Annotated in this window: 24 protein-coding genes and 1 tRNA gene; 8 read left to right on the top strand and 17 right to left on the bottom strand. The window is 45.5% G+C overall.

What is annotated here, in order from left to right:
• Positions 1 to 323 precede the first annotated feature (323 nt).
• Positions 324 to 749: an rRNA maturation RNase YbeY gene (gene ybeY, locus OGH69_RS15525; RefSeq protein WP_265175406.1), complete on the bottom strand. Its 426-nt coding sequence runs from the start codon at positions 747 to 749 to the stop codon at positions 324 to 326.
• Positions 736 to 4,077, bottom strand: a complete 3,342-nt coding sequence (locus OGH69_RS15520; protein ID WP_265175405.1) for a coiled-coil domain-containing protein — start codon at positions 4,075 to 4,077, stop codon at positions 736 to 738. The genes ybeY and OGH69_RS15520 overlap by 14 nt, the downstream gene beginning before the upstream one ends.
• Positions 4,078 to 4,379: 302 nt before the next feature.
• Here OGH69_RS15520 and gltX point away from each other — a divergent pair, with 302 nt between their 5' ends.
• From gltX to OGH69_RS15505, 3 genes are all read left to right on the top strand, one after another.
• Positions 4,380 to 5,891 carry a glutamate--tRNA ligase gene (gene gltX / locus OGH69_RS15515; protein WP_265175404.1) on the top strand — a complete coding sequence of 504 codons (1,512 nt, stop codon included), beginning with the start codon at positions 4,380 to 4,382 and terminating at the stop codon, positions 5,889 to 5,891.
• Between the two features lie 211 nt (positions 5,892 to 6,102).
• Complete coding sequence (locus OGH69_RS15510) at positions 6,103 to 7,095, top strand: SPFH domain-containing protein (RefSeq protein ID WP_265175403.1); 993 nt, start codon at positions 6,103 to 6,105, stop codon at positions 7,093 to 7,095.
• 138 nt (positions 7,096 to 7,233) lie between these two features.
• Positions 7,234 to 7,530: a hypothetical protein gene (locus OGH69_RS15505; RefSeq protein WP_265175402.1), complete on the top strand. Its 297-nt coding sequence runs from the start codon at positions 7,234 to 7,236 to the stop codon at positions 7,528 to 7,530.
• Between the two features lie 54 nt (positions 7,531 to 7,584).
• Here the strand turns inward: OGH69_RS15505 and OGH69_RS15500 are convergent, their stop codons facing one another.
• From OGH69_RS15500 to rnr, 10 genes are all read right to left on the bottom strand, one after another.
• Entirely contained in the window at positions 7,585 to 7,821 is a 237-nt protein-coding gene (locus OGH69_RS15500) for a DUF6327 family protein (protein ID WP_265175401.1), read from the bottom strand.
• Between the two features lie 2 nt (positions 7,822 to 7,823).
• Positions 7,824 to 8,186: a competence protein gene (locus OGH69_RS15495; protein ID WP_265175400.1), complete on the bottom strand. Its 363-nt coding sequence runs from the start codon at positions 8,184 to 8,186 to the stop codon at positions 7,824 to 7,826.
• Positions 8,187 to 8,189: 3 nt separating this feature from the next.
• A complete protein-coding gene (locus tag OGH69_RS15490) occupies positions 8,190 to 8,537 on the bottom strand; it encodes a YtxH domain-containing protein (protein WP_265175399.1) in 348 nt (115 codons plus the stop codon).
• Positions 8,538 to 8,892: 355 nt separating this feature from the next.
• The gene (locus tag OGH69_RS15485; protein ID WP_265175398.1) at positions 8,893 to 10,578 is read right to left on the bottom strand and encodes a glutamine--tRNA ligase/YqeY domain fusion protein; all 1,686 of its coding nucleotides are present in this window, start codon (positions 10,576 to 10,578) and stop codon (positions 8,893 to 8,895) included.
• A gap of 139 nt (positions 10,579 to 10,717) precedes the next feature.
• A tRNA-Cys gene (locus tag OGH69_RS15480) sits at positions 10,718 to 10,788 on the bottom strand.
• A gap of 72 nt (positions 10,789 to 10,860) precedes the next feature.
• Positions 10,861 to 11,220 (bottom strand): dihydroneopterin aldolase, encoded by a 360-nt coding sequence (gene folB, locus OGH69_RS15475; RefSeq protein WP_265175397.1) that lies wholly within the window; start codon positions 11,218 to 11,220, stop codon positions 10,861 to 10,863.
• Positions 11,221 to 11,342: 122 nt separating this feature from the next.
• Positions 11,343 to 12,029 carry a LysE family translocator gene (locus tag OGH69_RS15470; RefSeq protein ID WP_265175396.1) on the bottom strand — a complete coding sequence of 229 codons (687 nt, stop codon included), beginning with the start codon at positions 12,027 to 12,029 and terminating at the stop codon, positions 11,343 to 11,345.
• A 319-nt stretch (positions 12,030 to 12,348) separates the two neighbouring features.
• Positions 12,349 to 12,990: a DUF2807 domain-containing protein gene (locus OGH69_RS15465; protein ID WP_265175395.1), complete on the bottom strand. Its 642-nt coding sequence runs from the start codon at positions 12,988 to 12,990 to the stop codon at positions 12,349 to 12,351.
• Between the two features lie 139 nt (positions 12,991 to 13,129).
• On the bottom strand, positions 13,130 to 13,810 hold the full coding sequence (locus OGH69_RS15460) for a head GIN domain-containing protein (RefSeq protein ID WP_265175394.1): 681 nt from the start codon (positions 13,808 to 13,810) through the stop codon (positions 13,130 to 13,132).
• Between the two features lie 183 nt (positions 13,811 to 13,993).
• Positions 13,994 to 16,177, bottom strand: coding sequence for a ribonuclease R (rnr, locus tag OGH69_RS15455; protein ID WP_265175393.1), 2,184 nt, complete (start codon positions 16,175 to 16,177; stop codon positions 13,994 to 13,996).
• 120 nt (positions 16,178 to 16,297) lie between these two features.
• Between rnr and OGH69_RS15450 the strand changes: the two genes are divergently transcribed.
• Positions 16,298 to 16,537, top strand: a complete 240-nt coding sequence (locus tag OGH69_RS15450) for a DUF2007 domain-containing protein (RefSeq protein WP_265175392.1) — start codon at positions 16,298 to 16,300, stop codon at positions 16,535 to 16,537.
• 752 nt (positions 16,538 to 17,289) lie between these two features.
• Positions 17,290 to 17,718 (top strand): ribose 5-phosphate isomerase B, encoded by a 429-nt coding sequence (gene rpiB, locus OGH69_RS15445; RefSeq protein ID WP_265175391.1) that lies wholly within the window; start codon positions 17,290 to 17,292, stop codon positions 17,716 to 17,718.
• Positions 17,719 to 18,381: 663 nt separating this feature from the next.
• Here rpiB and OGH69_RS15440 read toward each other — a convergent pair.
• The 5 genes from OGH69_RS15440 to OGH69_RS15420 all read right to left on the bottom strand — a co-directional run bounded on the left by OGH69_RS15440 (position 18,382) and on the right by OGH69_RS15420 (position 21,761).
• On the bottom strand, positions 18,382 to 18,699 hold the full coding sequence (locus OGH69_RS15440) for a type II toxin-antitoxin system RelE/ParE family toxin (RefSeq protein WP_265175390.1): 318 nt from the start codon (positions 18,697 to 18,699) through the stop codon (positions 18,382 to 18,384).
• A complete protein-coding gene (locus OGH69_RS15435) occupies positions 18,699 to 18,929 on the bottom strand; it encodes a hypothetical protein (RefSeq protein WP_265175389.1) in 231 nt (76 codons plus the stop codon). Before OGH69_RS15435 ends, OGH69_RS15440 begins: the two co-directional genes overlap by 1 nt.
• Positions 18,930 to 19,406: 477 nt before the next feature.
• Complete coding sequence (locus OGH69_RS15430) at positions 19,407 to 20,096, bottom strand: hypothetical protein (RefSeq protein WP_265175388.1); 690 nt, start codon at positions 20,094 to 20,096, stop codon at positions 19,407 to 19,409.
• Between the two features lie 622 nt (positions 20,097 to 20,718).
• Complete coding sequence (locus tag OGH69_RS15425) at positions 20,719 to 21,150, bottom strand: contact-dependent growth inhibition system immunity protein (protein ID WP_265175387.1); 432 nt, start codon at positions 21,148 to 21,150, stop codon at positions 20,719 to 20,721.
• A gap of 122 nt (positions 21,151 to 21,272) precedes the next feature.
• Complete coding sequence (locus tag OGH69_RS15420) at positions 21,273 to 21,761, bottom strand: hypothetical protein (RefSeq protein WP_265175386.1); 489 nt, start codon at positions 21,759 to 21,761, stop codon at positions 21,273 to 21,275.
• Positions 21,762 to 22,158: 397 nt separating this feature from the next.
• On the opposite strand from OGH69_RS15420, the gene OGH69_RS15415 reads away from it, so the two are divergent.
• The 3 genes from OGH69_RS15415 (at position 22,159) to OGH69_RS15405 (ending at position 25,426) form a co-directional block, all read left to right on the top strand.
• A complete protein-coding gene (locus tag OGH69_RS15415) occupies positions 22,159 to 22,644 on the top strand; it encodes a hypothetical protein (RefSeq protein ID WP_265175385.1) in 486 nt (161 codons plus the stop codon).
• 84 nt (positions 22,645 to 22,728) lie between these two features.
• The gene (locus OGH69_RS15410) at positions 22,729 to 24,852 is read left to right on the top strand and encodes a Tex family protein (RefSeq protein WP_265175384.1); all 2,124 of its coding nucleotides are present in this window, start codon (positions 22,729 to 22,731) and stop codon (positions 24,850 to 24,852) included.
• 196 nt (positions 24,853 to 25,048) lie between these two features.
• Positions 25,049 to 25,426, top strand: a complete 378-nt coding sequence (locus OGH69_RS15405; protein ID WP_265175383.1) for a DUF5684 domain-containing protein — start codon at positions 25,049 to 25,051, stop codon at positions 25,424 to 25,426.
• The last annotated feature ends 131 nt before the right edge of the window (positions 25,427 to 25,557 follow it).

Below are 25,557 nucleotides of genomic sequence, written 5' to 3'. Positions count from 1 at the left end.
GAGCGGAGGCACGGAGAGCGGCAATCTTTCCTCCGGCACAAACAACATAAATCACTTTGAAAGATTGCTTCGTCGTTACTCCTCGCAATGACAGCACGGGAGCGGCTGTCGCCGCAATATTTTTACAAACGTTCCACGTGGAACGCAGCGAAAACAATATAACGAAAACCTCGCAGCTTCAAGAGGAGAACGTTCCACGTGGAACGCGGATCAAAACTACCTCTTTGTATACCTTAAATTCATCATGAAGAGGTCGTAAATTCATCCTGCAAGACCCCCTGAAATCATACACAAGAACCCTAAAACCACCCTAAAAAAGATGTTTAAGCGGTTGGTTCCACGTGGAACATCGCCATCTTCTCCTCCTCCTTGGCGCGCATTTCCCGGGCATCTTCGTCGGTCTTGTCTTTATAGCCGCAGTAGTGCAGTATGCCATGCGCCATTACCCGGCGCAGCTCGTCCTCAAAAACCACGCCGAACTCGGCCGCATTTTCTCGTACCCGCTCCACCGAAATGAAGATATCACCGCTGATAAGGCTGCCCATGGTATAGTCAAAACTAATGATGTCAGTCAGCGTATCGTGGTCAAGGAACTCAATATTCTTTTGTAACAGATCTTCGTCGTTACAAAAGATATAGTTGATCTCCCCCTCATCATACTCCTCGGAGTCGATGACTTCCGACAGCCATGCTTCGTACTTTGGCTCATCGGCCAATTCAAAATCAGTCTCGTAATTAAAGCTTATCATCTTTCCTGAAATAGGTTTGTACCCTTTGGTTAAAATTTGGGCGCAAAGGTAGGCTTTGCCTGTTTAATATCTCCACACTATTCAAATATTCTTTCAGTGCCGCAGGAAGTTCCCTCGGGGCGTTGCTAAAGTCCTTTTTGTTGGTCTGGGACTGTCTTTTGTTCTCTTCGCCCTGCTGCTGTATCGCCTTGTCCAGCTTGAGCAGCTCATGCTTCAGGTTCTGCATCTTCTCCATGGTCTGTTTGTTCAGCCCTTTGTTCAGCAACTGCTTTTCGATGTCCTTCATCTGCCTCATGGCGTTCTGGCCACTACCACCCATGCCTTCCTTGTCAAGGGCTTTCTTCAATTCCTCACGCAGGCGCTGCTGTTCTTTATATATCTCCAAAAGCTTACCGGCATCGCCTTCGCTGCCACCTTCGCCGCCTTCACCCTCTCCCTGGCCTTTCTTGCCGCCGCCCGGCTCCTCACCTTCTCCGGGTTTCTTGCCTTTGCCGCTTTGCTTTTCCATTCCCTCGCCCATCTTCTTGGCAAGGCCCTCCTGCTTCTTGATGATGTCCGGCAGCTGCATTCCCTGGCCCTGACCCTGGCCTTTGCCCTGACCCTGGCCTTTTCCTTCTCCCATGCCCTGCAATTGCATCTGCATGCCGTTGAGCACATCACTCAAAAAGTCGGCAAGCTTGTTGGCCGAAGTAACCGCATACTGCTGGTTCGACACCCCGCGCGGCACCACGTTCTCGGCAAGGTCGGCCAGTGCTTTATCTACATAATAATGCACATTGCCTACTTCCTTCGTTATCTGTTCCGTTATCTTAGGATTGCGCAGCGACATGGCAAACAGGCTGTCATCTACATGGCGGAACTGCTGCTTGAGGTCCTGCTGCTTTTTCAGGTATTTGGCATAGGAAGCCGAGCGCCCGTTAGTCGACTTAAACTGCCCCATCACCTCCTCCTGCGAGAAGGAATAGGCCAATAGGTTGTCCAGTATCTGGCGCAGCATTTTCACGTCCTCCTCCATCTGCTCCATCTCGCCGCCGGCCATGGCATCCATCATCTCACCGCCCATCTGCTTCATTTTCTCTGCTGCCGACTTTTGTTTTGGCTTGGCTTTGGAGGCTTTTTCCTTGCTGTCCTTGTTCTCTTTTTTAAGCTCTTCCGAAGCCTTTTTCATATCGTCCTCAATGCTCTTTTCCTGTTTCTCATCGGTAGGCACATCCATTGGCTTCTTGAGTTCCTGGTTCTGTTTGTCCAGCTCGCGCATCTCCTCCTGCAGCTTGTCAAACTCTTTGTTGATCTCGTCCTGCTTCTGCGCGTTGTTGTCTTTATCCTCAGAAAGCTTGTCCTGCTTTTCGCCCAGCTTTTCTAGTTTCTCCGCAATTTGTTCGGCTTTTTTCTCTACATAAAAGCGCTTGGTCAGCTCCACCAGCTGCTCAAGGTTCTTGGAATTGTCTTTGGCATTCTGCTTGAACTTATCCAGCTTATCAAACAGTTCCTCCTCTTTGAGCTTGTTGGTAAGCTCTTTCAATTCATCTAAAAGCTTCTGGTTTTTCTCGGCTTCCTTCTCATTCTTTTCAAGGCGCTTCATCAGCTCTTCCTTAAACTCATCCTTCTTTTCAGGGTTGAACTGCTCGAGGTTTTCGCTCAGCTTTTTAGAAAATTCCTTCATCATCTCATCCTGCTGCTTCTGGCGGTTGATGAAGTCCTGTATCTTCTTCTGGTCCTTAAAGTCCATGTTGGTTTTCTCCTTGCCCATCTTTTGGAGCTTGTCCAGTTCGCTCATCTGCTTGTCCTGGTTCTTGATGGATTTCTCAAGGCTGTTGATGTTGCTGTTCTGCTCCTGCAGGGCATTCTCCTGCTTCTCCTCCTCGGTCAGTTCCCTGTGTGAGAATACCGATGATTTCGTGCTCTTGTAATTGTGTACCGCGTCGTTGTCGAACACCTCAAAATAGTACTCATAGTTCACGCCCTGCTTAATATCAAGCCCTGTAGGGAACGAATAGTAAAAACGGTCTACCGGCTCCTTCTTAACGGCAAGGCTAAGGCGTTTGGCGGCATTCGGGTTGTCCTGGGGATAATATACGATCTGCAATTTGGTAAGCCCGTAATCGTCGCTCAGTTGGCCGAGAACTATGTGGCGGTCCAGCTTCAGGCTGTCCGGTGCGCTTTCCACGCTGATGGTTGGGTACTGGTCCCTGATGGTCGTGATCTGGTATTGCAGCTTTTCGTGGTGCTTTACCTTGTCATTGGACGTAAGGATCTGGTAGTCGGTATTCTGCAGGATGGTTTTGGCCAATGTAAAGCCATTCTCCCCCGGATTGAAGGCCGTTGCAGTACCGTTGCTGTTCCATTCAATGGATTTTGTCGCCAATGCCTCTACCCTCCAGGTAACTTTTGTGCCTTCGGGAACCACGGCATTGCCTGTTCCACGCACAACTTCGGCCTTCTTGCCCAAGTAGCCCGGGAAATTCAGCACCATTTCAAAGTTGGCAATGGTAGGCACGGCCACCACGGCCAGTTCATACGGCTGAGATGTAACGTCGTTGGCTTTGAGTTGGAATTCCAGGTTCTTTGTCGGCTTCTCAAAACGGTACTGGAACACTCCGGGCTTGACATTCTCCAAATAATAGTTCTCGTCGCCAATGGTTATCATGGCATTCTCCGGTACTACAGTCCCTTGGGTTTTTACCTGTAAAAGGAAATCGGTGTCCTGCTGCGCGGTAAGGGAATTGTTGGTCACAATGAATTCAAAAGGTGCCGGCGGGGCATAATGCTTATTGTAGTTCACCACCCTGTCGAAGCTCTTGGTAAGTACCGCTGAGTTGCCACTGATCATGAAGAACAGGATGAGCAAAAGCGGAATGGCCGCATAGGGAACATATTTCAGGTTCTTTTTGAAGTTGATGGCATTGGCAAAAGGTACCGGCTGGAGGCTGTTGGCTTTCTGTTCGATGGAAGCGGCCAATAGTTCCGACTGCTGCGACTGTCCCGATAACTGGAGGAAGTTGGTTAGCTTATCGCTCACCTCGCTGAAGTGCGTGCCGATGATGTCGGAAGCCTGGCGGTAGTCAATGCCCTTCTGCAATTTGAACAGCTTAAATACCGGGAATAATATGAAACGTACCAGCAGGAACACCTCTACCCCGATGAATACCCAGAACAATGCCGTGCGACCGCCCTGCGGCAGCCAGAGGAAATATTCGACCAATATCGTGAAGATAAAGTAGAGCAATCCCAGCCCTATGAAGAAGATTGTTCCACGTAGCAGCTCATTGGTATAGTACTTTTTGATGAAGGCTTCGAGCTTGGCGTATATGATGTTTTTTGCTTCCAAAATGTTGACAATTGTTAATAACCGATAAAAATACAAATTCCGTTGGATAAGTAACGTTAAAAATGGCATTCTATGATGTTGATAACAAGCTATTACAGAGAGATGGACTAAGGGCATAGCGTCTTATAGTTGTTGATACCCTGATTAGTCCTCTCCCCGGCCCTCTCCCAAGGAGAGGGTGACGCGACGTAACACTCTTGCCGCATAACGAATTACTTTAAGAGCTTTATAACTTTACGACTTTATGACTTTATGACTTTGCAACTTCTTTCCCCTATCTTTGCACCCAAAATTAAACAACAATGCCAAAGCAAGTCCGTGTGCGTTTTGCGCCAAGCCCAACCGGGCCGTTACACATCGGCGGTGTAAGGACCGCCCTTTTCAATTACCTGTTTGCCAAGAAACATGGCGGGGTTTTCTACCTAAGGATAGAAGATACCGACCAAAACCGTTTTGTTCCCGGAGCGGAAGAATACATCATCGAAGCCCTCAACTGGCTGGGCATACCGTTTGATGAAGGTGTTGGCAAAGAAGGTGTTTTTGGCCCCTACCGCCAAAGCGAAAGAAAAGCGATATACAGTGCCTACGCTGAGGAGCTGATCAATTCCGGATGGGCGTACTATGCCTTTGATACACCTGAAGCGCTGGATGAACTGCGCAAAAAAGACGAAGCCGAGGGGAAGACCTTCATCTACAACCATACCAACAGGGAAAAGCTGGATACCTCTCTTGTACTATCCAAAGAAGAAGTGCAAAAGCGCCTTGATGCCGGTGAGCATTACGTGATCCGCTTTAAGACACCTGTAGGCGAAACGCTGCACCTGAAGGACATCATCCGTGGCGACATAAAATTCGATACCAACCTGCTCGACGATAAAGTGCTCTTCAAGAGCGACGGCATGCCTACCTACCACCTGGCCAACATTGTGGACGACCACCTGATGGAAACCACCCACGTGATCCGCGGTGAGGAATGGCTGCCCTCCCTCCCGCTCCACGAGCTTTTGTACAAAGCCTTCGGATGGGAAGCGCCGCAGTTTGCCCACCTGCCATTGATACTGAAACCTGTGGGCAACGGAAAGCTGTCCAAGCGGGATGGCGACAAACTGGGCTTCCCGGTATTCCCATTGGAATGGAAAAACCCTGACGGCACTACATCATCAGGTTACAGGGAAAACGGTTTCCTCCCGGAAGCGGTGATTAATTTCCTGGCACTGCTGGGCTGGAACCCCGGCACCGACCAAGAGCTGTTTACGCTTGACGAACTGGTAAACCTTTTCGACCTGGAGCGTGTACATAAGGCAGGCGCCAAATTCGACCCGGAAAAGAACAAGTGGTTCAACCACCAGTATTTCGGCAGGCAGGACAATGGGGTTTTGGCGCAGCAGTTATCACAAGTACTGCTGGAGAAAGGCATCAATAAGCCAACAGAATATGTTACAGAAGCCGTACGCCTGGTAAAGGAACGTGCGACTTTCGCCAGTGAGCTTTGGGAACTGACGGATTACTTTTTTGTTGCGCCTGAATCGTACGACGAAAAGGCCGTGAAGAACTGGAAACCGGACACTGCTGAACTTATGGAACAGCTTATCAGCGTGCTGGGCAATACACTGGACTTCTCTTCTGCCAATGTAGAGACCGTTACAAAGGCCTGGATGGAAGAAAACGGCATCGGGATGGGCAAGGTGATGCAGCCGCTGCGTTTGAGCCTTGTAGGCGCCATGAAAGGCCCGCACCTGTTTGACATCATCGCCCTTATAGGAAAGGAAGAAACGATTGCCAGGATAAGAAAGGCTATTGAAAGCCTGAAATAGTATTACAACAAAGAGTAAGAGATTTCTCGTTGCGTTAGTCATTTCTACGCAGGAGAAATCTCTTTTCATTTACATAATGGAGGTTGCCCCACTCCTCAAACTCCTGTCGAAACCTGACGTAGTGGTTCGGCGAAGCCAAATGACACGAGATCTAACAGTTGGATAATCGTGAGAATTTCGTACCTTACCACAAATCAATTAAAACAACATTATGGAAAACATTTTTTTGTATGTATTGCTATTTCTTGCAGTAATCATTTTTTTCTCCTCCTTTTTTACGGTCAAGCAGCAAACGGCTGTTATCATTGAGCGTTTTGGAAAATACCACAGTATCAGGCAGGCGGGCCTTCATTTGAAAATACCGATCGTAGACCGCATAGCCGGGCGTGTCAACCTTAAGATACAGCAGCTGGACGTTATCATTGAAACCAAGACGAAGGAGAACGTATTCGTGAAAATGAAGGTATCAGTGCAGTTCAAGGTAATCCAGGAGAAAGTATTCGATGCCTTTTATAAGCTGGAGTACCCGCACGACCAAATTACTTCGTATGTGTTTGACGTGGTACGTGCCGAAGTACCAAAACTAAAGCTGGATGACGTATTTGAACGCAAGGATGACATAGCTATTGCCGTGAAACGAGAGCTTAACGAAGCCATGGCTGGCTATGGGTACGACATCATCAACACGCTGATCACCGACATCGACCCGGATCCGCAGGTAAAGCACGCCATGAACCGCATCAACGCTGCTGACAGGGAGAAATCGGCAGCAGAATATGAAGCTGAAGCACAGCGTATACGTATTGTGGCCAAAGCCAAGGCCGAAGCTGAAAGCAAGAGGCTGCAGGGACAGGGTATAGCCGACCAAAGGCGCGAAATTGCGCGCGGATTGGTAGAAAGCGTAGATGTGCTGAACAAAGTGGGCATCAACTCGCAGGAAGCGTCAGCGCTTATTGTGGTGACGCAACACTACGATACGTTACAGGCCATAGGCAGTGATACCAACTCCAACCTTATACTATTGCCCAACTCACCGCAGGCCGGCAGCGACATGCTCAACAACATGGTGGCATCGTTCACTGCCTCCAACCAGGTGGGTGAAGCCATCAAGAAAGGCAACCGTAAAAAACTAGAGGACGAAAGGAAGAAGAACTGGCAGCAGCCTCCAACAGACGAAACTCCTGACGAAACCCCAACAGAATAGTTCGAAGCCGCTGAGATAATCAGCGGTTTTTTTTATGCCCAAAATTTTATTTCAGGCAAGGGCATGTTAAAATTTATAATACCTTTAAACCCAGGCCTGAAAATTTTGTCTAACCACTAAATCAAAAAACATAATGGTATGAAAGGTAAATTTGCAGCTGCTTTTATAATGGCAGCACTATTCGGTACTACAGCTGCTGTAGCGCAGGAAATAGAAAAACCGGAAAACAGGAGAAAAGAAATGATCAAAAGGCTTGACACTGACAATGACGGGAAGATAAGCATGGCTGAGGCTGAAAAGTCTCCAAAAGGAAAACTAAAAGAGAACTTTGCCGCTATCGACACGAATAAGGATTCCTTTTTGGACGAAAGCGAACTGAAAGCGTTCATGGAAGTACGCCGTGAAAAAAGAATGGTAAAGAAAAAAGGAGAGTAATCAAAAAGCCGCTGATGTAATGTCAGCGGCTTTTTCTTCATTCTCCCCTCCCCATTAAAATATCTTTTTAAACAGCCATGTCAGCGCAGCACTCTTCAGCGGCCCGGATAAGAGCCCGAGGACGCCCAGCACTTTACGTGGTGTTTCCCCAATCAGGTTCATCGGTGCCAGGCTGTCTTTTGTCTCCTCCAGGTCTTTCATAAGCCGTGCATAGGCAAGATCCTTCTCTACTTTCAAAATCTCAAGGTCCCTGTTGATTTCGTCGTAAGAGTGATATATTGTTGAATTCATGGCTAGTATTTCTTTAAGAATATTTTTGAAAAGCGCGAAAGCATCGGGCCTTCTACAATTTTATCCTGAACGTAGTATACCACTATTGCCATTACCAGGTAAATGAAACCTACGATAAGGAAGCCATAGGCAAAATTATCGAGCCAGTAGCCAATGGCTAAAGCTGCTGCAATGGAAAAAAATATGGTAACAATAGCCAGCATGAGCGCAAGAAGAATAATCTTCAGCATCATGGTAGTCGACTTCATGAGTATCTTAAAGCCCCACAGCTTGTAGTACTTTACATTGGCGTCAATAAGACGCTTTGCCTCATTTTTAAGGTCTTCCACATTATCTTTTACTTCTTCAAATGCCATGCTGTCCATAAATTATTTACCGCCAGCGGAGTTTCCGTTGGCAGCTGCTGCCTTGCTGCTTTTCAGCTCTTCCAGTTTGCGCTCAAGGGCATCGATGATCTCATCTTTTTTGCTTTCTACATTTGAAACAAGGTTATCAAGGGTAGATTCAAGATCTTGCTTAGCGCCACCGAATTTGCTTTTTACAGCTTCAGTAAGGTCACTCAGCTTATCTTTTATCTCGTCAGCTTTAGAGCCAACACCATCCCTGATTTTTTTCCTTGTTTTAGATCCCTCATCCGGGGCAAACAAAATTCCTAATGCTGCTCCAACTGCCGCGCCTGCAAGCACGGCCACTATAGTTCCTGTTTTACCAGCCATAATATTTCTTTTTTTGAATTAATAATTTCTTTTTATAAAGATACGGCAAATAAATTTTTGTAGGATGTTAATGTGTAGTTAATTGAACGCTAAAGAATGTGAAAACTAAAAATAAAGCGATTTGCTGCGTTTTTTCGCTTGTAGGCGAACACTTTTATTTCCTACAAAAATTATTATCTTAAATCGAACGTGTGGAGGTTGCTTTTAATAGTTATTACTAATCATTTTTGATGTAATCATTACAAAAAACAATAATTAGAAATATTCGTTTTCAATCAGAAATCAATCAGAATAATCTATAATAAAAAACCGATAGCTATTAACTATCGGTCTTCACTCTTTTATAAAAAATGGATTACTCCTTACTCTCGATTTTCGCCCATGTATCCCTAAGCCCGACCGTTTTGTTGAAAACAATCTTTTCGGCATTAGTATCCGGGTCTACACAGAAGTAGCCAAGCCTTTGAAACTGGTACCTCTCCCCCGCCTCAGCGCTTTTCAGGCTTGGTTCCAGGTATCCTGTAATGACCTCCAATGAATTAGGGTTGATGAACGTTTTAAAGTCCACATCCTTGTCACCGTCCGGTGCTTCGTTGCTGAAAAGCCTGTCGTACACCCTTACTTCAGCAGTAACAGCATGCTGTATGGATACCCAATGGATAGTACCCTTTATCTTGCGCATGCTGGCTTCAGTGCCGCTGCCGCTACGACTGTCGGCATCATAGGTACAGTGTATTTCGGTAATGTTGCCATCGGCATCCTTAACCACGCTTTCGCCTTTGATGATGTAAGCATTCTTAAGTCGTACTTCTTTTCCTAAAGTCAGTCGGAAATATTTGCTGTTGGCATTTTCCATAAAGTCTTCACGCTCAATGTACAATTCACGTGAAAAAGGCACTTCTCGGAAACCTGCGCTTTCGTCTTCAGGGTTATTCTCTGCTTCAAGCCATTCTTCCTGTCCTTCCGGGTAATTAGTAATTATCAGTTTCACAGGGTCAAGCACTGCCATCACACGCGGTGCGGTCTTGTTCAACTCTTCCCTTACGCAGAATTCAAGCAGCGATACATCGATAAGGTTGGTACGCTTGGCGATGCCTATGGTGTCGGCAAAATTACGGATAGCCATTGGCGGGTAACCCCTTCTCCTCATACCGGAAATGGTACTCATCCTCGGGTCGTCCCAGCCGGTTACATGCCCTTCGGTTACCAATTGCAGCAGTTTACGCTTGCTAACCACAGTATGGCTCAGGTTGCGGCGGGCAAATTCGCGCTGTTTAGGGCGCACTTTCGCGCTGTCATATATCTGGTTAAGAAACCAGTCGTAAAGTTCCCTGTGCGGCAGGAATTCCAGCGTACACAGTGAGTGTGATACCTGTTCGATATAATCGCTTTCGCCATGTGCCCAGTCATACATCGGGTAAATGCACCATTTATCGCCGGTACGGTGGTGGTGCGCATGGAGTATCCGGTACATGATGGGGTCGCGCATCAGCATGTTGCTCGATGCCATGTCGATCTTCGCCCTAAGGATATGCGTACCTTCCGGGAATTCTCCATTTTTCATGCGTTCAAAAAGGTCGAGGTTTTCTTCTACAGAACGGTCCCTGTAAGGGCTGTTGGTACCGGGCTGTGTGGGAGTGCCCTTTTGCTTCGCCATCTCTTCCGACGACTGGCTGTCAACATAGGCAACTCCTTTTTTGATGAACTCCACGGCCCAGTCATACAGTTCCTGGAAATAGTCGGACGCATAGCGTTCCTCAGCCCATTCATAGCCAAGCCATTGCACATCTTTCTTTATCGCATCTACATACTCCTGCTCTTCCTTGGCAGGATTGGTATCGTCAAAACGCAGGTTTACAGGCGCGTTGTACTTTAGCCCCAGCCCAAAGTTCAGGCAAATGGCGCTGGCGTGGCCCACATGCAGGTAGCCATTCGGCTCCGGCGGAAATCGAAAACGCAGCTTGTCATTGGGCAGTCCGTTAGTTAAATCTTCTTCAATGATATGCTCTATGAAATTGAGCGACCTTTCTTCAGTTGACATAGTTTTTTTGTATGAAGTGCAAAAATAGTAAAAAGTTTCTGAGGTACTTAGTTTAAAGTTTCAGGTTTGGAGTTCAGGGTTTGGAGTTGAGTAAACCCGGAAAAAACAAAAAAAGCTGCCTTTGCAGACAGCTTTTATGAGGCATCTAGCGGATTCGAACCGCTGTAGCAGGTTTTGCAGACCTGTGCCTAGCCCCTCGGCCAAGATGCCATAAATATGGATGGCAAATTTACATATATTTTACACTAACGCAAGAAAAATCAATATAAAGTGCAATAAAAATCAGGTACGGTATTCTTCCAGCTGGATGGTTACTGCCTCTACGTCACCACCAATGGGAGGGTTAAGCTTTGAAACTGAAAGGACTATCCTTGAAACTTCTGGCAATTCGCTAAAAATTCTTTTCACGATGCGCTGTGCCACATGTTCCAGGAGTTTGGAGCGTATGGCCATTTCTTCTACTACAATCTTATTCAGCTGAACATAATCTACAGTATCGGCCAGTTCATCGGTTTCCATGGATTTACGGAGATCTGCCTTTATTTCAAGATCAACCCTGTAATCAGACCCAATTTTACTTTCCTCAACCAGGCAACCGTGGTAGGAAAAGGTGCGTATATTTTGGAGTTTTATAGTGCCCATTTTGAGTTTATTTATTGAAATACAAAGTTACAAAGTTTACAGTTTCAGATCATCCGGGTGTAGCTTTTCCCCTCCCATGGAGGGGTGCCTGAAAGGCGGGGTGGTTAATCAAAAATCTGAAATCATTCAGCAGCAGCCTGGTTTTCAAACTGCTCAATCATTTTAGTACTCTCTTTTGGAAACCATCCCTGTATCAAAAGCGCCAAGCCAAAAACCATCAGGATAATGCTTATGCCCTGCTTTATCTTGGTGATATTCTTCATGGTAAGCTTGCTGCGCAGCTGCTTGGCCAGCATTATCTTGCCAATATCGATAATGAAATATGTTGCAATTACGGAAGTAAAGAAAATAAATATCCTTGATGGTTTGAGATCCAGTTGCGGGCCCCAGGTAATGATGATGGCCAGCCAGAAACCCAGCACACCAATATTGATGAAATTGAGTAAAAAACCTTTTGCAAAGAGGCTGAAATAATCTTTTTTGATAATATCCCGGGAGGCATCGTCTATAAGTTCGTTTTTTGAGGTTTTCCTTATTTTAAAGAAGGAAATCAGCCCATACGTAAGCATGATAAGCCCTCCAAAGATGAACAGGGCAGGTTCGTCCTTTATTTTTTCCAGTAGCTTGTAGCTGCTGAAATAAGCAATGAGAATAAAAACAATATCTGAAGTGATAGCACCAAGATCAAACGCCACGGCCGACCTAAAGCCCTTAATAACACTGGTTTCCAGCAATACAAAAAATACGGCGCCGGGCATGACACTCAGGAAAAAACCAAGCGGAATAGCGCTGAAAATGTCCTCTAACATTAAGTAACGATTAAGAAGGCAAGTTACAATTTTAAATTTTTAAATAAAAACAGTTATTTTTTTGGAGCACGGATTAATCATAATGGCAGGCCATCTCTTTTTATTTTACCACAAGGGTCGCAAGGAATTACGCTAATGTCACAAAGATGTACGTATAAGGAGCACAAAGCGAAGCGTAACCTTGTGCCCTTCAAAAAGTGTCTAACCTGTGTACTTTGTGAAAAAACTTTGTGATCCTTGTGGTAAAAACCAGTACTGAATAAAACAAAAAACCCGGAAACATATCGCTCCCGGGCCTTTCAACTACTATTAAAAAAAATTATTTTACCAGTGTTATCTCTGCGTCAGAACCCTTGGTTTCATTCACTTTTTTAGGGTTTCCGTATATGGTCAGCTGCCCGTCAGATCCTACCGTGGCGGTAACCGCACCTTTCACCTGTATCTCGGCCTGGCCATCTGACCCTATGGTAACCATGGCATCTTCAGCTACAAAGTCTTTTGCATCGAGCTCAGCGTCAGACCCTATGGTAACCGTCATTTCTTTTGTTTTACCTTTAATGCTTACCTGGGCATCCGAACCTGCAGCCAGCATAAGCGATTGTACATTCAGCTTCAGGCTCACCTGGCTGTCGGCAGCGGCAGCCAGGTTAAACGACTTGCCTTTTATCTCATCCGATCCTGCTACCTGCGTATCAGCACCGGCAGCAATGCCTTCCAGTTCGCCTTTATAATATAATGTTACCATGCCATCCCCATCAAAAACTACACTGTTTCCGTCCTGTTCAATGGTCAGTTCATCATCTCCTGCTTCATAAACTGCTTTATTGGTATTGCTTTTCACGAGCTTCATCTGGATATCACCTTTAATGGCAACATTTATAAAATCTTTAAGTTCCTGTGTTTTTTGTGCCGATGCAAACTGGAATGCCACAAGGGCTGCTGCTAAGTATAATGCTTTCATAATGTTGTTTTTTTTTATATTGAAATATTAATTTAAAACAAAAGACCTCAAACATTTTACAATGTTACAGTTTGCATAAAAAAATCCGGTTACAAGTAAAAATTTCCTGTAACCGGATTTATATCCTGTGTTAAAATACTTATTGTGATTGTCCTATTATCTTTATCCTGCCACCGGCAAACTCTTTTTGGTCTACCTGCTTAGGGTTGCCGTAAATATTGATATCGCCTCCTGCCCTTGTTTTGGCTTCAACATATTCGCTTGCATACACATCAGCTTCGCCCCCGGCATTGATGGTTATGGCAGTCTGGTTGGTTTCCAGGCTCCTCATTCTTAAAATACCACCCGAAGTTACCAAAGCATCATGATTGCCTGCCGTGCCCGAAATATCAAGTATGCCTCCTGAATTTGCTTTCGATTTCAGTTTTTGTACCTCAAGGTTTAGCTTTATTTCAGCACCTTCTTTAGCATTCAGTTCAAATGCAGTAGAAATAAATTTATCCTGCGATGCTATCCTGGCACCTTCACTGGCTTCTACCTGATTGATCTTTCCTGTGTAATATACCGTAACGCTAACGTCTTCTCCTTTAAGCAGCTTGGTCAGCTTCATACGGATTTTCAATTCGTCGTTCTTGGTAACGATTTCTACATCATCCTTACGCGAACCGTTGATGATCACCTCATTCTTATCCGATTTTATCAGCGTTACATCGATCTGGTCAAAGGCGCGGATAGTGGTAAACTCCCCTATCGTTTTGGTTATCTGTGCCGAAAGCATTTGCCCCAGCACTAAAAATGCGATTACAATAAACTTTTTCATACTCTCTGTTTTTTGAATAGGTATTCGAAATTTCTAATAAAGACTCAAAAAGTACGCCAGTGTTACAGTTTTGGTTTTTATACATTTGAAAAAATAAACGGAAATGTCACATTGAGCGCAGTCGAAATGCGGCGTTTCCGTTTATTTTTTCTTCCCGGCTGCGCTCGAAGTGACAAACTAAATTTACTCCCCTTTTTTCTTTAAAAAAGTAAAATCAAGCTGTTTCTTAACCAGGTCGGCGTTCTTTACTTTTACGTAAACCTCGTCGCCCAGCTGCAGGATGTTGTGCGTTACCTCGCCTACCAATGCATACTGTTTCTCATCAAAAGTGTAATAATCGTCCCTTATTTCGCGGATACGGCACATGCCTTCGCACTTATTCGACACAATTTCCACATAAATACCCCATTCGGTCACACCGGAAATAACACCCAGGAATTCCTCATCCTTATGGTCAAGCATATATTTTACCTGCATGTACTTGATACTGTCACGCTCGGCACTGGCGGCCAGGTTCTCCATATCGCTGGAGTGGGCACACATCACTTCATACGTTTCCTCATCAACCGATTTCCCTCCGTCAATGTAATACTGCAGCAATCGGTGCGCCATTACATCCGGGTAACGGCGTATGGGAGAGGTAAAATGCGAATAATAATCAAACGCAAGCCCGTAATGCCCAATATTTTGGGTAGAATACTTGGCCTTGCTCATACTTCGGATGGCGAGGGTATCTACAAGGTTCTGCTCCTTTTTGCCCTGCACGTCCTGTAACAACGTATTCAGTGATTTTGATATCAGGCTCTTGGATTTGAAGTTGATGCTGTAGCCAAATTTGGATATCACTGTTTGCAGGGCAATCAACTTATCCTCATTCGGTTCCTCGTGGATACGGTATACAAATGTTTTCTTTTGTTTGCCAATGAATTCAGCTACTTTCCGGTTAGCTAAAAGCATGAATTCCTCGATCAGGTGGTTAGAATCTTTAGCCTCCTTGAAGTACACTCCGGTTGGCTCGGCCTGTTCATTCAGGTGGAATTTCACTTCAACCTTATCAAAGGAAATGGCGCCGTTGGCCATTCGCTTCCTGCGCATGATTTTAGCCAGCTCGTTCATTTTAAGCGTTGCATTGCGAATATCTTCGCTTATGGTATAGGTTTCCCCGGTCAGGGATACTTCGGCCGGTATGGTGGCGCTCTGCGTTTCTATGATGTATTGTGCTTCTTCGTAGGCAAAGCGCTGGTCCGAATAAATGACCGTACGCCCAAACCATTGGTTTACTACATCAGCCTTTTCATTGATCTCAAACACTGCCGAGAAGGTATATTTCTCCTCATGCGGGCGCAGCGAACATGCAAAGTTCGACAGCACCTCAGGGAGCATCGGCACTACCCTGTCTACCAGGTATACCGATGTGGCCCGCTTGTAGGCCTCTTCATCCAGTATTGTCCCTTCCTGCAAATAATGCGAAACATCGGCAATGTGGATGCCTATCTCATAGTTGCCGTTGTCCAGCTTTTCAAAGGATAATGCATCATCAAAGTCCTTGGCATCCTTTGGGTCAATGGTAAAGGTCAGCGTCTTGCGCATGTCCCTCCTTCGGGCAATTTCCTCCTCATGTATTTCGGTATCCAGCTTTTGCGCAAATACCTCTACATCAATAGGAAAATCATACGGCAATCCGTATTCGGCCAGGATCGCGTGGATCTCGGTATTGTGCTCGCCCGGCTTGCCCAGTACGCGGATCACTTCCCCGAAAGGGCTGTCTGCTTTGGCCGGCCAGTCTTCCATTTTCACCAGCACGACATCGCCGTTTTCAGCCTCGCCCAATTTATTCTTAGGGATGAAGATGTCGGTGTACATCTTTGGGTTGGCGGTTGCCACAAAGGCAAAATTCTTCTGTATGTCGATAACGCCAACGAATTCCGTTTTGTGGCGTTCCAGTATTTCTACTACCTCGCCTTCAGGCCTTCTGCCACGGCGGCGGTTGTATATGTACACTTTTACTTTGTCCTTATCAAGGGCCTTGTTCAGGTTATTGGTCGGGATAAATACATCGTCCTCAAGGTCGGGCGAAACAAAATAGGCAGTTTTCCTGCTTGTCATGTCTATTGTGCCTTCTACATAATCAGCTTTGGATATCACTTTATACTTTCCGCGGTCAATCTCCTCGATCTGTTCCTGCGAGGCGAGAATCTTCAGTTCCTTAATGATCTCGTTCCTGCTTTTGGTATCGTCAAGTTCCAGTATTGCGGCTATCTGTTTGTAGTTGAATGACTTGTTTGGGTCTTTGGCAAGTATCTTGTAAATCTTCCTGGAAAAGTCCTTTTCCTTTTTAGCTGACGGTTTTCCGTTCTTTCTGCTCATAATTTTTCTTAAATAATGGCTGAAAATTACGAAGAACAATCAGATAAGTCCCTACCTTTAATGAAATAATAACTTTTAAATACGTAAATTTATGCAGGCTTTACGTAATAATACAGCACCATGAACCACTTCGTTACCGCCGCAGTCTTTACCTACCCACACGAAATAACCGTTATAAAACACCTGCTGCAGGAAGCGGGCATCAACCATTATTTCGAAAATGAAGCCATGGCCGGCATAGCTCCCATGTACTCGCACGCTTTCGGGGGCATCCGCCTGAAAGTGCACCCCAACGACCTCGACACCGTAAAAGAGATCCTTGACCAGTTTACCTCCGACCAAAATTTAAAAATCGTCTGAAAGCTGAAAAGGTTTTCAACAGTTATTAAAAACAACAAAAAAAGATTTTTTAAAATTTAAAATTTTTGATGGTTATGATTGCTTGTTAATAGTGCCAATAACTTTTTACGTAAACACCGCTTCTTACAACTTATATAAAGTTGTACAAAGGTGTCAACAATGTTAAGAAAACGTAAACAGATTAAAATGAAGTGATTTCGTAATTTTCGTGACAGGTTATCAACAATGGTTAATTTCTGCTTTACGATACCGATTTGTGATAAGTAAGTTTGTTAATTCCTGTTAATAAATCGTGTTAACCTTTTCATAACATTCCAACAAAATTGTAAGAAATAAATTTGGAAATGTGGTTTGCATTTCGCCTTAGAAAAAATTCTGTCCAATCCTGAAAAAACTTCTCTTTTTTCATTTTTAGTTATCAACAATAATTGTTAAAATACAAACGCTTTATTTTCAGGGTATTTTTATATTTATCAACAGTATAGTATTTTAACATATTTAGTACTATATTGTTAGGCATGTAAAATGTAATGGTTGTGTAAATAATTGATTTTTAAGGAGGTATTAGAACATTACATTCTTGAAACACGGGAGAATGGAATTGAACAGATTTTAATGTGATTTTTTTAACCTTATAGTGAACATATTTGGGATAATAGGCAAGAGTGAAGCTGCTCCCTTCTCCTTTGGAGAGGGGTTGGGGGTGAGGCTCTAATTCCCTACCTTTGCCCCAACAACATAACTCCATTACAATGAAAATTTCCATCGGCAACGACCACGCAGGCCCCGACTACAAAAAAGCCATCGTAAAATACCTTGAAGACAAAGGGTATGAAGTGATCAACCACGGTACTGATACCTTTGACAGTGTAGACTATCCCGACTTCGTTCACCCCGTAGCTACCGACGTTGAGAACGGCACGGCAGATTTCGGCATCATCATCTGCGGCAGCGGCAACGGTGTGGCCATGACGGCCAATAAGCACCAGAAAGTACGCGCCGCACTGTGCTGGACCAAAGAAATTTCGGCGCTGGCGCGCCAGCATAACAATGCCAACATCATCAGCATCCCGGCCCGCTTTACTGCCATCCACCAGGCAGTAGACATGGTAGATACGTTCCTGAATACAGCTTTTGAAGGCGGCAGGCACCAGCAACGGGTAGATAAGATATCGTGCTAAGTTAAAGGAACACGGATGACCGCTGATTAGCGTATCATCACGGATAGTATAAACACTGATTTAGTCAATACATGACTGGTCAGTGTTTTTTTATTGTAATAATTATTCCGGCAAAAGTGCAGCTCCTCCCTCCTTTGGAGAGGGGTTGGGGGTGAGGTCTAACCAGAAGGAGTGTTACGTTCCGTCACCCCCTCTTTGGGAGGGGGCCGGGGGGAGGACTATACAGCAAGAGTGTTACGTTCCGTCATTTGACTTCGCCGAACCACTGCGTTAAGTTTCGACCGGAGCGAAGCGAAGAAATCTCTATTAAAGGATGAGGACTTGAGATTCCTCCTACCGTCGGAATGGAATAGCCGCACTGCGTATCCGGTAAGTTACGTTTCGTCACCCCCTCCGTGGGAGGGGGCCGGGGGGAGGACTATGCGGTAGAGTGTTACGTTCTGCCATTCGAGATTCCTCCTATCGTCAGAATGGAAGAGCCGCACTGCGTATCCGGCAAGAGTGCAGCTTCTCCCTTCTCCTTTGGAGAGGGGCCGGGGTGAGGACTATCAAGCAAGAGTGTAGCTCCTCCCCTCTCCAAAGGAGAGGTGTTGGGGGTGAGGTCTGTTCGTCAATCGGTGTTTTCGAGTTGGCCGAGGGAGCATTGACTATGTTATGTACAAATCATTTTGTCCGCATTATTTTAAACGGACTTTGCCTTGTGTCAAAAACATCGGCAATTTTGATCAGTTGGGTTGGTTCATCAACCGAATAAATAAGTTTGTAATTACCGCAAATGATAAAGCGGTATGTCTCTTCCCTGTTTAGCAAAGCACCTACCAGTGGATAGGTTTCGGGGTCAATTAATAGCATGTCAGCCTCAAACAAAATCTTTTGTATAATGGCTAACGCAATTCTCAGGCCTGCCTTTTCAGAATAATATTCAAAAATTTTGTCTAATTCTGTTTCGGCAGCATCAGACCAGATTATGGAATAAGCCATTACTTATATTTGGCCAATAATTCAGCACTGGTTTTATACCGGCCGTTCCGGAAATCATCTTCAGATCTGTCAATCCTGGTATTGAGTTCGGCAATAGTCATAGGCTTGAAAGTATCCTCATTATGGGAAAATTGCTGTCTCATCACAATTTCTAAAATTGCAATAGTTTCCTCATCGTCCAGTTTGAGGAACTCCTGTACAAATTCTATTTTCCTGGTTTGTAAATCCATAGCAGATAATTATTACTTCAAAAGTACGGAATTAATTTTAAATTTTTTAGTGGAACAAATCGCAGGAGGAATGTAACGACTCTCTTTCCTTCTTGGGTGAGGTCTACCGTTAAGAGTGTAACGTCCTGCCATTTTGAGATTCCTCCTACCGTCGGAATGGAATAGCCGCACTGCATATCCGGCAGGAGTGTTACGTTCCGACACCCCCTCCCACAGACGGGGCTGGGGGGAGGACTATACAGCAAGGGTTTTACGTACTGCATTTGAGATTCCTCCTATCGTCGGAATGGAAGAGCCGCACCGCGTATCCGGCAAGAGTGCAGCTCCTCCCTTCTCCTTTGGAGAGGGGTTGGGGGTGAGGTCTACCGGCAGGAGTGATTACGCTCCGACACCACCTGTCGTTGCGAGGAAGAATGACGAAGCAATTTGAGGTGTTGGGTTGGGCCCATCCTGCTGAGAACTGCTGCAACAATAAACTTACTTTAAAACTATTTTATTAAAGTTTTCCGGTTCAGTTTCAAAGTACTCACTTTTAAAATCATGTATATCTGAATAACCGAATTTTTCCGGCAAGTAAAACCTTATTTTGCCTTCGGTGGATTTCATTACATTGAAAATATAAGAATCTGATGGTTTGTAAGGGTCATCGATTTTTTTGTGGATTTCCGAAATTAAACCTGTCTCGGTTAGATCAGAAGACACTATCCTTACCGACATGTTAGTTTTAATGCTGACCGGCTTTGCGAGGTTTAGGATTTTAGTATATTCCTTGTCAGTGTATATATAGGCTATGGTTTCCTGAATTGTAGAATAACTGCTGTGGGAGTATTTCTGCCGCCCTTCCCATTTTTCCACGAGGATTACAAAATACTTTTTGTTTTTATAGTTCAGTGCCTTGGTCTGGATGCTTAAAAAGCTTTGATCCGTCATTGACTGGGCCGTGCCATTCATGGAACTTACATATTTGCCTTTATAACCTTTATCGCTACTGATCATATTCGGGTAATCCACCCATTCCTGGTCGGCAGTATTAAAAGCCCACCCGGTAGCAGATTCCAGTTTGCCCGATTCCGCTGAAAATGCAGGCTTCGTGCCATTCACACGCTCCTGCGCAGCAACATTAAGTAAAAATAAAAATAAGGTAGTTACGGTAAAAATACTTTTCATGGTTTAGAAGATAATAATTAATAGTTGGGCTGATTTAATCGCTTTTAATCATCGTTGGTAGTGCCAAATGTAGAAAAAAATCTTATTCATAATTAATTTTCCTAATTTTTTTTTTGCTGTTACTAAGGAAGAATGATGAAGCAACTTGAGGGGGCCGGGAGGAGGACTAATGGGCAAAAGTGCAGCTACTCCCTTCTCCTTTGGAGAGGGGCCGGGGGTGAGGTCTACCGGAGAGTGTAACGTACTGCATTCGAGATTCCTCCTATCGTCGGAATGGAAGAGCCGCACTGCGTATCCAAGAGTGTTACGTTCCGTCACCCCCTCCGTGGGAGGGGGCCCGGGGGAGGACTATACAGCGAGAATGTTACGTACTGCATTCGAGATTCCTCCTATCGTCGGAATGGAAGAGCCGCACAGCGTATCAGGCAGGAGTGTTACATTCCGTCACCCCCTCTTTGGGCCGGGGTCGGGGGGAGGACTATCCGGCAAGAGTGCAGCTCCTCCCTTCTCCTTTGGAGAGGGGTTGGGGGTGAGGTCTACCGGCAAGAGTGTAACGTACTGTCATTTGAGATTACTCCTACCATCGGAATGGAAGAGCCGCACCGCGTATCAGGCAAGAGTGTTACGTTCCGTCACCCCCTCTTTGGGAGGGGGCTGGGGGGAGGACAAACCCCTCAAATGCCTTTTTTAACTCTTTCCGGCTTATGGACGCCTCAATAACCGCCTCATTTTGCCGGTAAATCGTTGCTACCCTCTCCCCCATTCCGGGGTGTTTTTCCCAAAAACCGCCTTCGGCGGAAAGCACCACTTTAAGCAGGTCGCCCTCATAAAAATCACCTTCGGCAAGAATGTTTTTGCTAAGCTCCAAGATGGCCAGCGGCATCAGGTATTCCAATGAAATGTTCTGCCCGATCATAATGCGAAGGTCCTCGATGGTAAAGTCCTGTAACGGCTTTTTACGCAGCGCATGGCAGGTACGCACCAGGTAGGAGCTGTAGGTAGGTTCGCCCCAATCGGTGTTTTCGAGCTGGTCGAGGGTGAGGGATAAATTCAATTGCATAGTATTTTGATGCTATATTCAGCAAGAGTGTTACGTTTCGTCGCCCCCTCCGTGGGAGGGGGCTGGGGGGAGGACTATCCGGCAAGAGTATAGTCGTGCCCTTTTATAAAGAAGAGTTAATTCCTGTCAAGCCACTCGAAAGCCTCCTTCTTTAACAGAGATTCGATATTTTCAAGGGTGGCACCAGGATAATAACCTGTAAAATCAATTCCGTAGTCAAGATCGTCCCATGCATAGTACAGAAGATAAAAAGGCATTAGATCCGGAGGCAAATCTTTTTCCATCGCCAACTTATGTAAGCGCCCAAGGTTATTGCGCAGCGAATTGTTTAAAATAATTTCAGTAGAATAATATCTCAATATTACGCTTAGAGCCTCGTCCCCTTCCAGTAACTGTAAGCCCATATCCTTTAACACTGCGGCAATATAGGGACTAATTTCCCGCGACTCAATGGGAGGTCCAAACGATGCCAGCATCAATAGGTTTGGGGTTTCAAGACCATTTTCCAAGAGCATAATGGCCCAATCCACAGCAAGATCGTAGTTAAAATAATTATCGTATTTATGTGTTTGGATGTAAGAGGTAATATGGGTATTAAGTGGCATTTTATTATAACTACAAAATGTATGTGTACTAAAAATTACGATATTAATCTTCTTATAATCTCATAAAGCGCATTAACAATCCGATAGCAGAAATGAAATATACCCGGAATGACCTCCAGTCAAAAGAAATTTTTTATCATTTTCATCGCCTGATTTATTATCTTCAAAATAATTCCATAAAAATAAGATTAAGCAATTGCGAATCCAATAACAATAAAAATACTTTCATCCTAAATAGGTTTCATCCTTATGATTAAAAGAAGCTAAACTTACAAAATTTCCCACCACTCCTCTCCCACCCCAAAAACTTTTTCTCCATAGTTGCAATCCAAACCGGATATCGGTCCGCCCTGAAAATCCAAAAACTTTATTAAGTTTGCGTACATAAAATCAAAGTATGAACGCCATTTTTATCTACATCGGAGTCGCGGTAGTTGTCGCACTGATTATTGTTATTTTCATAATAAGGGGCAAGGCCAGGCGCCGGGGCCAGGACGGCAGGAACAGTATTTCCGGGCTGAAGCCGGGCAAAGCCAATTATGAGGTTGACCTTCCCATACCATTTAGCGAGGCCGCACTTTTGAAAATTAAGCAAGTGCTGGCCCAAAACAACTTCAGGATAATCGACAACGTACAGGACGGCATCATTGCCTATTCGGGCAAAAACGAGGATGCAACCTTAGGCGGATGGCTCAATATAAACCCGTTTAAGCTTCCCTTCAGGATTGTGGTAGCACAGGGCACTGCACAAACCATCAAAGTTCTGTTTGCCGACGATTACGGTTTCCAGATACTTAATAAAAGCCAGTTACAAAAGTTCAACGACGTGTACAGGCCTGTTTTTGTTCATTATGCTGACCTGATCAAAAAGCAGTTTGACTAACAGATCGCCGATAACACTTACATTGATCCAGTTTAATATCAGGCGACAATCTGCTTAGTTTGTCGCCTTCCTAAATTTTACCCCATGACCAACCTCCAATACATTGCCGCACAAGTCACTGCCAATACCAAAAGCATCGAAGCCACACTGCAACTGCTGTCCGAAGACTGCACCATACCGTTCATTGCCCGCTATCGTAAGGACATGACCGGCAACCTCGATGAGGTGGTTATCGAGCAGATCGCAAAGCTCAGCCAGGCGTATGAGGCCATTGTAAAGCGCAAAGAGGCCATACTGAAAAGCATAGCTGAACAGGATGCGCTGACCAAAGAGCTGGAGCAGAAAATAACCGCCAGCTTCGACCTTACCGAGTTAGAGGACCTTTACCTGCCCTACAAAAAGAAAAAGAAGACCCGCGCCGATGTGGCCCGCGAAAAAGGCCTGGAGCCATTGGCAAAGATCATCATGGCGCAGAACGCTGACGATGTGGATTTCATCGCCTCCAAATACCTGAACGGCCAGGTGCCGAATGAGGACGAGGCGTTGCAGGGCGCGCGCGACATCATCGCGGAGTGGATCAACGAGAATGTGTACATCCGTAAGTCGCTCCGGAAAATTTTCGGCCGCAAAGCGGCTGTTACAACGAAAGTCACCAAGGCCGGCAAGGAGGATGAGAAGGCCAAAAAATTCGAACAGTATTTCGACTGGAGCGAAAACCTGGCCAAGGCTCCCTCCCACCGCCTGCTCGCCATGCTGCGTGCCGAGAACGAGGGCTTCATCAAGCTAAAGACAGAAGTCGATAACGATGAGGTGCTCGACTTCATGGAGCAGAATATCATAAAGAATAACCGGGATACTGCCACCCACCTGAAGCTCGCCGTTGCCGACAGCTACAAGCGCCTGCTGAACCCGGCCATATCCAACGAGGTGATGCAGGAAGCCAAGGCCAAAGCCGATGCCGTAGCCATACAGGTGTTTGCCGCCAACCTGCAGCAATTGCTTTTGGCACCGCCACTGGGCGAAAAGCGCATACTGGCCATCGACCCCGGTTTCCGCACGGGCTGCAAGGTCGTGTGCCTGGACGAGAACGGCGGCCTGCTGTACAACGAGACGATTTACCCGCACGCGCCGCAAAACGAGTCGGCCACCGCCATGAAAAAGCTGCGCTCAATGGTCAACGCCTACAAAATCGACGCGATATCCATAGGCAACGGCACCGCCAGCCGTGAAACGGAGCATTTCATCAAAAAGATAGCATGGGACAAGCCCGTGCAGGTATTCATCGTGAGTGAGGCCGGCGCATCGGTCTATTCAGCCTCGAAGATTGCGAGGGAGGAGTTCGGCAGTTATGACGTGACGGTGAGGGGCGCAGTGTCCATTGGCCGACGCCTGAGCGACCCGCTGGCCGAACTGGTAAAGATCGACCCTAAGGCCATCGGCGTAGGCCAGTACCAGCACGACGTGGACCAGGGCATGCTGAAGGACGAGCTGGACACCGTAGTAATGCGCTGCGTGAACTCGGTGGGGGTGAACATCAACACGGCAAGCAAGTCGCTGTTGGGCTATGTGTCGGGGATCGGCGAGAAGCTGGCCGAGAACATCGTGGCCTACCGCGCGGAGAACGGCCCGTTTGAAGACCGCAGGCAGCTGAAGAAAGTCCCAAGGCTGGGGGAAAAGGCCTACCAGCAGTCGGCGGCGTTCATCCGCATCCCAAATGCGCAGAACCCGTTGGACAATTCGGCCGTCCATCCGGAAGCCTACCCTATCGTCGAAAAAATGGCGAAAGACCTGAAATTAAAAACGGCCGACCTGGTCTCGAACAAGGATGCTATTGCGAAGGTTCAAATATCGCATTACGCTACCCCAAATATCGGCTTGCTCACACTCAAAGATATCCTTAAAGAGCTCGAAAAACCGGGTTTGGATCCCCGTAAATCAGCCAAAATTTTCGAGTTCGACCCGAATGTAAAAACCATGGCAGACCTCCGCACCGGTATGGTGCTGCCCGGCATTGTGAATAACATTACCAACTTTGGCTGCTTTGTGGATGTAGGCATCAAGGAAAGCGGGCTGGTACACATCTCGCAACTCAGGGAAGGCTTCGTAAGTGATGTAAATGAGGTAGTTAAGCTGCACCAACACGTTACCGTAAAAGTAGTTGAGGTGGATGAGGCGCGGAAAAGAGTGGCCCTGACGATGATTTTATAGCCCGCATAAGGCACTTTTGACAGTCCCTAATCGCCGATATGGATTATTTGTTATATATGCGTTTTCCTTGCATATAATTTAGTTTGAAGCAAAAATTAGTGGGAATTTTTATAAAGTTGCAAAAAGAATATATCGCATTTGGTTGTGTTTCAAAAATTTATATATTCGTCATATTAACCATTAACAAACTTTTAACATGGAAAATTTCGGAACAGGCTTTTTTTTGTTTTTTGGCGCTATTGCCATCCTAATGATTGTAAGCCAATGGAAAATTTATGAAAAAGCAGGAAAGCCTGGATGGGCGGTTCTTATCCCAATCTACAGTACGTTGGTTCTTCTGGAAATCATTAAGAAGCCATGGTGGTGGCTATTGATGCTGCTTATCCCGATTGTTAACATCGTATTTGCTATTATGATGATAAACGGGCTTTCAAAAGCATTTGGCAAAGATACAGGTTGGACATTAGGGCTGTTATTCCTTGGGGTTATCTTCTATCCAATCATGGCATTCGACAAATCAATACAGTACGTATACAACAAAACAAACGAGATGGACAGCATAGGTAAGGAGTAAATACTTACTGCATTGACTAGTCCTAAAATAGGTTGACTATTTTTTGATTATACAAATTTGATAAAAGTTCAGACATTTTCAAGTTGTCTGAACTTTTTCTTTTTAAAAGATATTAGTTTGACTTTATCCTG

This window comes from Flavobacterium sp. MFBS3-15 (assembly GCF_026107645.2).
Taxonomy (GTDB): Bacteria; Bacteroidota; Bacteroidia; order Flavobacteriales; family Flavobacteriaceae; genus Flavobacterium.
This window is presented reverse-complemented; position numbering and strand designations above follow the sequence as displayed.